The following is a 12,923-nucleotide window of genomic DNA, read 5'->3' as shown; positions in this document are numbered from 1 at the left end:
GCCGATATAATTTAACTCCTGTTAATTAATCTTCTCAACAGCCAATTGCCACTTTCCGTTCGCATCTTTTGAAACAGCCATTTTCACGTTAATATCTTCGAACAAAATATCTCCTTCTTTATAGATCATCGTAGCCATAGTCACAGCATTTAAATATCGTATATCTCTATAGGAGGCTAAATATTTAACAGTTGCATTATTTGTTAGTGTTTTGATTTTTTCCATTGCAATGTCTTTAGAAATACCTAGACGTTCAAAGTCATTGAGCAGGCTGTTTTGGTTAAAGAAATACAGTTCGCCATTTGCAGCTTTCACAAGCATATTTGCAAACTGAGAACGTTTAATCGGTGTACTTGGTTTGAAATTTCCGTCGTCGTAACCACTTAAAATTCCGATTGTTTGAAGTGTTGCGATTTCCTGTCCCCAAGGATACGTAAAGTCATTTCCGTTAAATATATCAGATGGGGAAGCGCCACTGTCTTTGTAATCTTGCAATTTAATTAATGGAATTTCATATGCTTTTATAATGACTCCGGCAAATTGTCCCCGCGTTAAGGGCTGGTTAATACCGAAAGCTCTCGGAGAGGAAGAAGAATTATTCACATAATATCCGCGCATAATCCCGTTCCAGTCCAGCTTATTAATGTAAGGATAAAATTGATCTGTTTTTGGCACATCGATAAAGTTCGCACCACTGTACCATTCCGTATGCTCAATTTCTTTTAAGCGGTCATCCAATACTTTTGCAAGTATACTTGCCACTTGTCCCCGTGTAATATTTTCATATGGTCTAAATTGAGGCAATGTCCGGCTAATTGCTTTATGATTTAACAAATACTGAACAGAGGGATAAAAGTTGTCCGATTCTTTGACGTCTTTGTAATGAACGGTCGTTGCATTGACGTTTATCCCTACCGGAAACATCAAGCCCAGTGCAATACTAATAGAGGCAATCGTTTTTCTCACTTTTCCAACTCCTTTAAATAAAATTATAGTACTTTAACCAAAAGATAACATTATAAGGAAACTATTACAATGAACTATAAAAGTCCGAAATTTAAATAAGCGCATCTATCTTATTTGATAGATACGCTTATTTATATTAAGCCCTAAAATTGTAGTTAAGAAACCCCTTCACTCCATGTAGAATGCATCGAATGATTGGTTCTTTTCTTGTCACGCATTCGTACATACATATTGTTAGATAAAAGCGCAATGATAATCAACACTGTTCCGACAATATCAAACACCGTTACCGCATTCCCTTGAACAATGGAAATGAATAGTGTTGTGACAGGAACGAAATTGATGAACAGTAATGCATTCAAAGGAGACAAGTAGTTGACGCCAATGTTCCAGCCCAATAATGCAATGACACCCGGGAAAATAATCATAAACAGTAAGTGTGGACCTACTGCAACTACATCGTTTACATCTGGCACAGATAAAGTGCCGAACATTGTCGCACCTAAAGTAACGAATAGCGCGGTTACCGTTCCAAGTAAACAGCTCAATGTAGAATAGCGCAAAGCAGACCAATGACTGAACTCATTGGCACCCATTGTATAAATCACCCATCCGACGACAGCGATAAAGATAAAAAGGGAAGGGATAAACTGACCTGTCGTGCCTAAAAATGCCTGAAGATCGCCTTTTGTAATAACTAATACCGCACCGATAAATGATAATAATACACATAGTAATGTAAACAGCGATGGACGGTGTTTAAAAATCATCCATGAGATGACAATCGAAATCATCGGCATCAGTGATTCCATTATAGAGGCTGTCATAACACCGGACTGTCCGAGTAAATCCTCGCCCCAGAAAATAAGCAAATTATAAACAGTAAAGGCCATCGTACCGAAAAACCAAAGCTGCAGGCCTTTTCCTTCCATACGGAAAGCTCTCTTTCCTTCTTTCCATAGTAGCAGTGCAATCAAAATGATCGTCACAGCGCCATATCTGAAAATTGTAAAGTAAAAAGGGTCTATATGTTTAAATGCATCATGTGCTACCGGAAACATGGCCCCCCATGATACTGCAGCTATAAAACAAAGAATAGAACCTATTAAAACGCTGTTTTTCAATCTTTATTAACCTCTTTTCACTAAATAGTCACGATTACTATCTTACAATCATACAAACATCTCGTAAAATGAATTAAATTTATTAATAGTATCATTATTAGAGATACCATAGTAGAGTAATGGTAGTGAAAAGGAGTTTGAAATCATCATGGAATTTAAAGACTTGGAAATTTTTCAACTTGTTGCCGAGAAGGGAACTGTAACAGAAGTAGCGAAAGAGTTAAATTATGTCCAATCGAATATAACATCAAGAATCCAGAAACTTGAATTAGAATTGAACACGCCATTATTCAATCGACATCGACGAGGGATGACTTTGACGCCTGAAGGGAAAAACTTGCTATCTTATAGTAAAAAAATATTGTTATTGACGGAAGAAATGAAAAGAGCCGTCCTTAATAAAAATGAACCAATCGGGAAGCTTGAAATAGGTACGGTCGAAACGGTTTACCATTTACCAAACATATTAACTTCCTATATGAAGAGTTATCAAAATGTCGATTTGTCATTAATAACAGGGGTAACAGAGAAATTGGAGCAAAAAGTACTGGATTATAAATTGGATGGAGCGTTTATAACCGCATCGAATATTCATCCGGATCTTGAGTCATATGAAGTATTTGATGAAGAGCTTGTATTAATTTCAAACTCACCTCATCTGAAGTTGGGAGAATTAGAAGGCATCCCGTTCCTATGTTTCAGAAAAGGCTGCGGATACCGGGCACGTCTGGAAACATGGTACCAGGATCAAAATATCAGTCCTCAAAAAGTGATGGAGTTTGGTACACTGGAAACGATTATACGCAGTGTTTCAATGGGACTAGGGGTTTCATTTGTCCCAAAATCAGCTGTTGCACATCTGGAGCAGAGCGGGACTATTTATTGTCACTCATTGCCAAGTGAATATAGTAAAGTAAAGACGGTCTTTATTAGGAGAGCGGATTCCTATTTGACGGCAACGATTGAAAAGTTTATTGAAACAATTCGACATAATAGACAAATCGTATAAAAGGAACAAAACTTCCCACATTAGGAAAACTAACTTAAAGAAAAATAGTGAGGTGAACAGATGAGTAACCAGCTATCTGAATTTCAAATTTCCTTAAAGGAGATTCATTATTTATCACCAAGAGTAAATCAGGGGCTTGAGTTAATATTTGTTGTTGAAGGGCAGATTACTATCGAGACAGATAGCCATTTTTATGAATTAAATGAACTTGATTTATTGGTTATTAATCGGAACGAACTCTTTCAGATAAAGGGAAATCCTGATAATTATGTGCTCAGTCTAACAATTTCGGATGCATTTATCGACCGATTTTATACAAATTACCGTGATAATCGCTTTGAATGCTACTCAAAGGAAGTGCATATGGGGCGCGAAAAAATGCTTAATAATCTTCGTAAGTGGCTTATTAAGTTAATTATTTCCTATTACCGTCAAGATGAAAGCCACCAGATTGAGTTTCAAAAATATTTATGTGATATCTTGCTTACGCTCATACGTGGCTTTAAGAAAAAAGGGAGCTCCTCAGAAAAATTGAATACAAATGATCAGCGGCTTACGCAAATTATCGATTACTTGGAAAGAAATTATGATCAGCCGATTACGTTGGAGGAAATGGCCCGAAAATCCTATTTGTCGACAGCTTATTTATCCCGTTATTTTAAACAAAAGATGAATATGGGGTTCAGTCGTTATTTAATGACAATCCGTTTAAAGCATAGTGTAAAAGATTTGCTCTATACGAATGATACGGTATCACAAATCTCGATGAATAATGGATTTCCCAACACGAAATCATTTACGACCCTTTTTAAAGAAAACTATGGGATGACACCGCATGTCTATCGGGAGAAACATCCTGTAGAGAAGAAGGATTCATTTAAAGAGTACCCGCTGGAAGATGCGGAACAGCCAGTACATTCACCTGAAATATTAGGCAAGTTAGGGGTTATTTTAAATACACTTGATCAATCGTATAAAAATACACAATCGAAATTTGAAGAATTGTCATTGGATATAACAGCGCCTGGCAATATTCCTATTTCAAGGCCCAAACATATGGTTATTGCGCATGAGTTGAAGGAATTACAAAAGGAAAATATCCGTGCACAAATTTTAATGGCGAAAAGAGAAATCGGGGTAGATTTTGTAGGAATCAGTAATTTACTAAAGGGAGAAGCGATTTCAGCTGAGATTGAAACAGATGAAATCATCCCGACAAGTTCACAATATTTTAAAACCGATATTGCACTGGAGTTTTTAAAACAGCAAAACTTGGCACTTTTCGTAAGAATTGATTATCAGGAATTAACGATGGATGAAGAAAATTATCTCAGAAAGCTGGAGCATTTTTTGAAGCATTGTCTGCAATTATATGGTGGTTCCTATTTAAGCGCCTGGCATTTTCTCTTTTATGAACCATACAATACTATCGTGGCAGCAGATGAGCTAAAACGGGTTTATTTTAGGTTATACCATTTGATAAAAGGCATTGTACCGGATATTCATGTCGGTATGTTTTTACCTTTTTCCTTTGAAAAGGAGAAGACAAGCGAAGCGCATATATGGCTGTTAAAAGAGGCGAAATTTGTAGATTTTATAGGGTATCATTCGAATCAGAATGATGTTGTAGATTTTAAAGAGTTGAACGATGACCGCTTTTTCCTGACAAAAGATTATTTGAAAGAAAAAACAGAAAAAATAAAAGCGTATTTAAAGAAGAATGGAATTAAAAAGCCGCTTCATGTCATTTCATGGAATACTCTTTCCGGAAATACACGCCTGACAAACGGCCGCTTTTTCCGCGCAGCATTAGTATTGGAAAATATACTGGACATATCAGATGAGGTGGAATCAGTAGGTTTTTGGATTAATACGGTTGTACATGAAAGTGAGAGTGACGGCCAACGTATCCGGATTGAAGGGCTAGAACTTTTCCATTATTTTGATGGAAAAAGACCGGCATATTTTGCATTAATGTTTGCAAAAAGGCTAAACGGTAAGATTGTTGCCCAAGGACCTGATTACATGATGACAAAAAATGAACGTGGGTATCAGTTAGTGCTCATGAACAGTAAAACCGTGAATCCTTATTATTTAATTGAGGAAACGTTTTTGCAAATGTTCAATAAGGACTTATTTGTGAAAATTAAAGGAATGGAGCCTGGCGAATATCAAGTGCGAAAATACACGTTTGACCGTGAGCATGGCGCACTTTATACAAATTGGATTGATTTGAATAGCCGCTATGGATTGGATATGGAAGTCATTGATTATATTAACAGGTCAAGCTATCCTCAACTTGAAATTTTTGATGAAAAAATTATGAGTGATTGGTCTTTTTATTCATACTTAACGGTGAATGCCATTCATTTTTTTGATATAAGAAAAGCTGTTTTATAAAAAGATTGTTGCGAGCGATACGCAGCAGTCTTTTTTTATTTAAGTAAAAAATTGACGGTATATTTTTGCTGCTCCAATTGTTTCCGTAAAAAATATACAGACTCGTATACATGTTATACGCAAATAATAACTTTTTGACATTTAGGTTTCTGTATAAACTAAAGACATGAAGTATTGATCAGGCTTTAACGGCTAAAGAATATTCTCGAGAAAATAAATCATTATTGTTAATTGTTAAAGCGTTGTTGAAATATTTCTTTTAATAATGAGGAGTATGATTAAAAGAGATTTGAAGACATTATAATTACGCGGGAAATTTTATAGGAGGATTATTATGAACACATACAAAGGTACGAATAAAATGATCATCGGAATTGTGTTTGGTGTTATTACATTCTGGTTATTTGCTCAAGCAATGGTAAACGTTGTACCAGCTGTTCAAGAGGATTTAGGCATTTCGCTTGGTACGATTAATATAGCGATTAGTTTATCGGCATTATTCTCAGGAATGTTTATCGTAGCGGCAGGTGGTCTTGCTGATAAAATAGGTCGTAAAAAAATAGCGGTCATCGGTTATTGGCTAAGTATTCTTGGTTCACTCTGTTTAGTATTGGCGCAAGGTGCTGTTTTATTAATAATCGGCCGAATTATTATCGGTCTATCAGCTGCATTCATTATGCCGTCTACAATTGCTTTAATCAAAGCTTACTTTGAAGGCGCGAACCGTCAAAGAGCATTAAGCTACTGGTCAATTGGTTCATGGGGAGGTTCCGGTGTTGCATCATTTGCAGGTGGTGCCATTGCGACTTCATTAGGATGGAGATGGATTTTCATCTTCTCGATTGTATTCGCTCTAGTTGGTCTGTTTTTATTAAAAGACACACCTGAAAGTAAACAGGAGTCTTCAGGAAAATTCCGTTTTGACTACGTCGGTCTAGGCATTTTTATTGTCACAATGGTTGCATTAAACATTTTAATTACGTATGGTGCAGACTTTGGCTGGACAAGCGGCATTTCCTTGATTTTAATGGCAGTAACAGTAATTGGATTAATTACATTCATTCGAGTAGAGATGAAAAAAGAAGTTGTACTAATCGACTTTGCAGTATTTAAAAACAAAGCCTATACAGGTGCAACGGTATCGAACTTTTTACTTAATGCAATAGCGGGTACATTAGTAGTAGCCAATACGTATGTGCAGGTAGGACGTGGATTTAATGCTTTCCAATCAGGCTTACTTTCCCTTGGCTATTTAGTGACGGTACTGGCAATGATCCGTGTAGGGGAGAAAATACTTCAACGTGTTGGTGCTAAAAAACCGATGATTTGGGGTGGAATAATTACTACGGTCGGTGTTGCATTAATGGGATTAACATTCTTGCCGGATGTAGCGTATACAATCGCGGTATTCGTAGGATTTGCTTTATTCGGTCTTGGCTTAGGTATTTATGCAACACCGTCAACAGATACATCTGTATCCAATGCACCTTCTGACAAAGTTGGGGAAGCGGCAGGTGTATATAAAATGGCAAGTTCTTTAGGTAGTGCGTTCGGTGTAGCCATTTCCATGACAGCATACGGCGCGGCATCTGCAAACGGCAACCTGGAAATGGCCGCAACAACAGGGATCATCATTAACGTCATATTCGGTGTCCTTTCCATCTTATCAGTTTTATTCCTAGTTCCGAAAAACGCGGGGAAATCAGTCGATTAATTAGAATGATGTAAACGCCTTGTCAAAGGCGTTTACATTATTTTCTTCAAAATTTAAGTTCAGGAGTGGTAACCATGAAACAAAAACTAATGGAGATGCTGGAACTTCGTAAAGATGAAATGATTCAAATCCGGAGACATTTACACCAGCATCCTGAAATATCGTTTCAAGAAGAAAAAACTGCACAGTACATTCTCGACTTTTATAAAGGAAAAGATGTAGAAATTCATTCAAATGTCGGAAATGGCTACGGAATTATTGTAACGATTAAAGGCGGCAAGCCAGGCAAAAATATCGGGCTTCGCGCAGACTTCGATGCATTGCCGATTACCGAAGAAGCAGATGTTCCATTCAAATCTGTTAATGAAGGAGTAATGCACGCATGCGGCCATGACGGACATACCGCATATTTACTTGTATTGGCGGATTGTTTGATCGAATTGAAAGATGAGATACCAGGGACAATTAAAATTATTCACCAGCATGCAGAAGAAGTTCCGCCAGGCGGAGCGAAAAGTATCGTAGAGTCAGGGCTGCTCGATGATTTAGATAATGTTTTCGGGATTCACTTGCTGCCAATGGGACCTGCAGGATTTGTCGGTTATAATTCAGGTTTTGCCTTCAACGGGCGTGCCTACTTAAAACTGAAAATTCAAGGACGCGGCGGACATGGCTCCTCACCACATTTGGCAAACGATGCGATTGTTGCCGGTGCACACTTTGTCACTGCTGTGCAAACAATTATTAGCCGCCGTTTAAGCCCCTTTGATATCGGTGTTATTACAATTGGTTCCTTCGACGGTAAAGGGACATTTAATGTGATTAAAGATAGTGTAGAACTTGAAGGCGATATTCGCTATATGACGATAGAAACGAAGGGAAAAATTGAAGTGGAAGTAAAAAGATTAGTAAGAGGTTTGGAAGAAGAATTCGGTGTCACTTGTGAGTTGACGTATGAAAACGACTATCCGCCATTATACAATGACCCTGAATTAACAGCGAAAGTAGCAGGATATTTAGTAGGGGCGAATGATCCGATTATTACAGAGGTGAAGGAAGTGCCGCCAATGTCGCCATCTGAAGACTTTGCCTATTATGCAGAGAAGTTCCCGTCTTGCTTCTTCTATATTGGTTGTTCGCCAAAAGGAGTAGAAAAACCTTATTACAATCATCATCCAAAATTCGATATTGACGAAGTTGCGCTTCTGGTCGCGGCTAAAGCGGTCGGACATGTCGTATGCGGCTATTATGAAGAAAATTAATAGTAAAAAGGAGTTTCGGATTCATGCCGAAGCTCTTTTTCTTTGGATAAATCTGTCTTACCGAACATCTCATGTAACAAATGTATATACTAATTTGATGCATAAGAACGAGTGAAAAGGATGTGTTCAAGTGCTTAACGAGTGGCATGCGGAAGTGGAGGAAGTGTACGATCAAATGGTTGCTTGGAGAAGGCATTTGCATGAGAACCCTGAACTGCCATTTCAAGAGGTACAAACGGCCAGAATGGTAGGGGATATTTTAGCAGGTTATGGAATTAAAGTGCAACGGAATATTGGCGGGCATGGCGTTGTCGGAATTTTAAAAGGGGGGAAAACAGGGCCGACGATTGCATTAAGAGCTGACATGGATGCGTTACCCATTCAACAGAAAAATGAAGTGCCCTATAAATCCCAGGTCCCGAATGTTATGCATGCATGCGGTCACGACGCACATACAGCAACATTGCTTGGGGTAGCAAAAATACTAAGTAAATATGAAGACCAACTCCATGGGACGATTAAATTTATTTTTCAACCAGCGGAAGAGCAATTTCCGGGGGGAGCGATTCAAATGTTAAAAGAGGGTGTGCTCGAAGGGGTAGATGCAATCTTTGGAAATCATGTCCTATCTTCCGTCCCATTAGGAAACTTTACGGTACCAAAAGGGAGTGCTACCGCTTCCAGTGACTATGTAAAAATTAGAATAATCGGTAAAGGCGGACATTCTTCCGCTCCTCACACTTCCGTCAATCCAATTGTGATTGGCGCACAAATTATAACTCAAATCCATTTGTTAATGAGTCAAAAACTTGATCCGGTACAACCGGTAGTGGCAGCAATTACTGTGTTCAACTCCGGGGGTACAATAAATGTGATTCCCGAAGAAGCTGCAATTGAGGGGACAGTTCGTACATTTAACCAGGAACAACAGGAAAAAGTCCAAACACTTTTAACACATATTCTTAATAATGTCACAGTAACTTATGGTGCTACTTATGAGCTGGAATATACAAGAGGATATCCGCAATTAGTCAATACCGAGAAAGAAACAAAAGTTGTAAGAGATTTGCTTGATAATATTAACCATTTAAATGTCGTCGAGATGCCCCCCATTATGGCAAGTGAAGATTTTGCGTATTATTTGCAACAAGTTCCCGGAGTATATTTTTATACTGGTTCAGCTACAGATGCCCCCACTACACAATTTCCTCATCACCACCCAAAATTTAATATCGATGAACATGCAATGAAAAACTCGGCGAAAGGATTTTTAAGTATTGTACATTATTACTTAATTCCAGACGATGCCTGACAAAATTCCCATAATATCAATTTATTTTGAAACCATTTCCAAAAGAATGCGGTATATAGGGAAAGGGGGAATAATATGAAATTTTTTCTAATCGGTACAGGGGTGTCTTTAATAGGAATTTTGCTTTGTATTATTATTTGGGATGTTCATATGATTTCCAATATTACGAGCGGGATTGGTTTTGTCTTTCTTATTGTGGCATGCATTTTTTCCGGTGCGTTTGTCAATGGTGACCGGATGCGGGCAAACATGGCAATGGAAACGAAAGAAAGCTGGATTCAAAGAAATAAGATTGCATGGCGTTCCCTGACGATGGCAGTTCCTAACTTTGCTGTCGCATTCTTCTTTTACTACTATTTAGGCTACTAATTTATTTCTCGAATATATTACCAAAATATACTTGTATTCATATAAACTCTGTTTAAGTAATATGTTAAGGTATTATAGAATTTGGAGAAGTGGGGTTAACTAGATTGAAGGTACTTCAATTAGCAATTTTATTAGTTTTTACAGCTTGTTTTATAACTGTAACGCCAGCGTCGGCAGCAGAAAAAACGACCGATCAGTATTACATGGATGATGTAAGTTATGAACATGGTGCATATGAGCAGTTGGAACGTTTCTTATATGCAGATATTATCGACGGATACGAAGAACCGACAGTTTATGAAGAAGATGGTGAAGTATACGAATATACTTCAATACTCTTAAAGCCTGAAAATAGTATTACGCGTGCACAGTTTACGAAGATTTTAGTGAACGCAATGAACTTGACAAACGGCGATATTCAGAAAGAATTCTCTGATGTTAAGACATCTGCATGGTATTATGATTTTGTTCAAATTGCGAGCAGTAAAGGCATTATTACCGGAAAAGAAGATGGTACATTTAAACCGAACGATAAAATTACACGTGCTCAAATGGCAGCGATGATTTATCGTGCATTTAATGGAACAGTTGATTTTTCAAAAACAGGAAAAATGTTTAACGATGTAAATCCAAATAGCTATTCTTATGAGGCGATTGTGAAAACAGCAGGTGCCGGTATTGTAAATGGCTACGGAGAAACATTTAAACCGAATGATTATGCAAAGCGTTCTCACGCAGTATTGATGATTGACCGTGCGCTGCATTTAGAGAGTGGTGAAGCAGAAGATGAAGCTTCAATCATTGCGACAGTGAATAGCTATATTGATAAAGAATTTGAGTTTTCTTCAGACAAGGAAAACGCAGAAGGTATGGATGCGCTCTATCGTGAAACAACAACAGGCTACTATTTAGCTTATTCACTTGATAGCCAATTGCTATTGGAAGATGCAGATTTTTCAACTGGTTCGAGTTCATCCCAAAAAATCGGCGAGTATTCAAGTAAGTTGATTACACTGAATAAACGTTTTGCCGCAGTAAAAATTGATGATTTAAAAGTTCATATTAAGATGACTGACCCGGAAATCAATTTTAATCTTGAGATGACATTAGATTTATCCGGTACGGCTTACTTAAAGAAAACAGAAGACGGTCTCTGGAAAATCTATAATCTGGTCTATGATGAAGAAGATTATGATAATATGCTGACTGCAGCTGCAGCGATGGAAGAATAATGAAAGATTCCCCTTCTATGTTATAGAAGAGGGAATTTTTTTATGGGAAAATGTTGGTTAGTGACAGAATGATATTTTGGAAACTGAAATATTTATATATTATTATTTAGTATATAATACTTCTAAAGGGGAGATGGATGATGCATACAAAATTACAAGCAGTGGTAGATACGATGGAGTTATATCAGGCAACTTTTCCGGAAGATGCTTGTATCGTTGTAGCGAATAAAGAAGAGGTTGTCGGATATCAGCCGGGTCAGTTCATTGATCTGAAAATTACTGTAGGGATGAAATTGGAGAATTTCCGAGGTACCGTTACAGAGCGGGCATTGACATCCAAACGTTTTTTAAGAGAAGAGAAGGGTCCCGAAAAATTCGGGTTTGCTTATATTTCAACAGCACAGCCTATTTTTGATGGCGGAGAAATAATTGGGGTCGTGAGTGCCATTATTTCAAATGGAAAAATGGATTCCATGCGCCAATTAGCGACAGAGTTATCGAGTGCGGTAGAAGAAATGACGGCTACGAATGAAGAGTTAACCTCAGCGAGCATGGACGTATCGAGCCGTTTGGACGGGCTTGTCACATCTACAGAAACGATGACCGCAGATATCGGGGAAATCAATCACATGGTCGAGCTTGTAAAAGGAATTGCATCGAAATCACAAATTTTAGGATTAAATGCATCGATTGAAGCTGCACGTTCTGGCGAGCATGGAAGAGGCTTTGCAGTTGTAGCGAAGGAAATTCAAAAAATGGCGCAGAACAGCAAAGAAAGCGCAGAAAAAATTGCTGCGCAGCTTAATAATATTCGCGTTTCCATTGAAGATGTAAGTGGAACAACAAGCCAAATCGCAGCGTTTACGGAACAGTTTGCTACAAGTATGCATGAACTGAATGATGCATATGGAAGTGTGAACGGCACGGCAGAAAAGCTATTGGAAATTAGTGAAATAAAATAATAGAACTCGAACAACCACTCCGAAAGATTACCGGAGTGGTTGTTTTTAATTCACATTCAATCGACTTTTTATAAGTACATATTTTAAAAATGCCGCGCCTGTAGCAACAAGAATCGTAATTAAAATGATAACAATACCGATCAACGCCACTAACGGAGGCAGTGCATTTGTATAATCGAGCAGGAAGAAGCCCGAAATATATAAAACAAGAATGATATAGGCGCAATATTTTATATAGTTTAATCCTTGTTCAAGAAGAATAGAAAAAACTGATTCCCGCTCAATAAGTGTAATCATCTTCAATGTTTCATATAGCGCATAGAAAAATGGAATTGCGGTCGCGTACATACCTAATAAAATCGGATATTGCAGGTAAGCCACTTTAGGATTTAAATGCGCAGTTTCCTGAGCTAAACTCGGCAAAACAAATACACATAATGACAATACAAGTAAACCAGTTGATATAATAACCGTTCTTAAAAAGATTATGTTTAATTTCTGCATGTTAATCCTCCTTCTTTCAGATATTTGTATAATAGACGTTAGAAAATTCCGAAAGTTTCAAAGTGTGTT

Annotated in this window: 11 protein-coding genes; 8 read left to right on the top strand and 3 right to left on the bottom strand. The window is 37.7% G+C overall.

From position 1 onward, the window contains the following. Positions 1-21: 21 nt before the first annotated feature. A complete protein-coding gene (locus ACQKN3_RS18755; protein WP_427713965.1) occupies positions 22-966 on the bottom strand; it encodes an S-layer homology domain-containing protein in 945 nt (314 codons plus the stop codon). Between the two features lie 155 nt (positions 967-1,121). Further along, positions 1,122-2,090: a DMT family transporter gene (locus tag ACQKN3_RS18750; protein ID WP_427713963.1), complete on the bottom strand. Its 969-nt coding sequence runs from the start codon at positions 2,088-2,090 to the stop codon at positions 1,122-1,124. 148 nt (positions 2,091-2,238) lie between these two features. On the opposite strand from ACQKN3_RS18750, the gene ACQKN3_RS18745 reads away from it, so the two are divergent. The 8 genes from ACQKN3_RS18745 to ACQKN3_RS18710 all read left to right on the top strand — a co-directional run bounded on the left by ACQKN3_RS18745 (position 2,239) and on the right by ACQKN3_RS18710 (position 12,350). Beyond that, the gene (locus ACQKN3_RS18745; protein ID WP_427713961.1) at positions 2,239-3,099 is read left to right on the top strand and encodes a LysR family transcriptional regulator; all 861 of its coding nucleotides are present in this window, start codon (positions 2,239-2,241) and stop codon (positions 3,097-3,099) included. A 60-nt stretch (positions 3,100-3,159) separates the two neighbouring features. Further along, positions 3,160-5,499: a helix-turn-helix domain-containing protein gene (locus ACQKN3_RS18740; RefSeq protein WP_427713959.1), complete on the top strand. Its 2,340-nt coding sequence runs from the start codon at positions 3,160-3,162 to the stop codon at positions 5,497-5,499. A 328-nt stretch (positions 5,500-5,827) separates the two neighbouring features. Further along, positions 5,828-7,213 (top strand): MFS transporter, encoded by a 1,386-nt coding sequence (locus tag ACQKN3_RS18735; RefSeq protein ID WP_427714009.1) that lies wholly within the window; start codon positions 5,828-5,830, stop codon positions 7,211-7,213. A 74-nt stretch (positions 7,214-7,287) separates the two neighbouring features. After that, entirely contained in the window at positions 7,288-8,475 is a 1,188-nt protein-coding gene (locus ACQKN3_RS18730; protein ID WP_427713956.1) for an amidohydrolase, read from the top strand. Between the two features lie 130 nt (positions 8,476-8,605). Continuing rightward, complete coding sequence (locus ACQKN3_RS18725; protein WP_427713953.1) at positions 8,606-9,787, top strand: M20 metallopeptidase family protein; 1,182 nt, start codon at positions 8,606-8,608, stop codon at positions 9,785-9,787. Positions 9,788-9,862: 75 nt separating this feature from the next. Then, positions 9,863-10,156: a DUF5316 domain-containing protein gene (locus tag ACQKN3_RS18720; RefSeq protein ID WP_251691136.1), complete on the top strand. Its 294-nt coding sequence runs from the start codon at positions 9,863-9,865 to the stop codon at positions 10,154-10,156. A gap of 104 nt (positions 10,157-10,260) precedes the next feature. Beyond that, a complete protein-coding gene (locus tag ACQKN3_RS18715) occupies positions 10,261-11,388 on the top strand; it encodes an S-layer homology domain-containing protein (RefSeq protein ID WP_427713951.1) in 1,128 nt (375 codons plus the stop codon). A gap of 140 nt (positions 11,389-11,528) precedes the next feature. Then, positions 11,529-12,350 (top strand): methyl-accepting chemotaxis protein, encoded by an 822-nt coding sequence (locus ACQKN3_RS18710; RefSeq protein ID WP_251691139.1) that lies wholly within the window; start codon positions 11,529-11,531, stop codon positions 12,348-12,350. Between the two features lie 45 nt (positions 12,351-12,395). On the opposite strand, the gene ACQKN3_RS18705 is transcribed toward ACQKN3_RS18710, so the two are convergent. After that, entirely contained in the window at positions 12,396-12,854 is a 459-nt protein-coding gene (locus ACQKN3_RS18705; RefSeq protein WP_427713948.1) for a DUF2975 domain-containing protein, read from the bottom strand. Between the last annotated feature and the right edge of the window lie 69 nt (positions 12,855-12,923).

It is taken from the genome of Solibacillus sp. NPDC093137, from assembly GCF_050280445.1.
GTDB lineage: Bacteria > Bacillota > Bacilli > Bacillales_A > Planococcaceae > Solibacillus > Solibacillus isronensis_B.
This window is presented reverse-complemented; position numbering and strand designations above follow the sequence as displayed.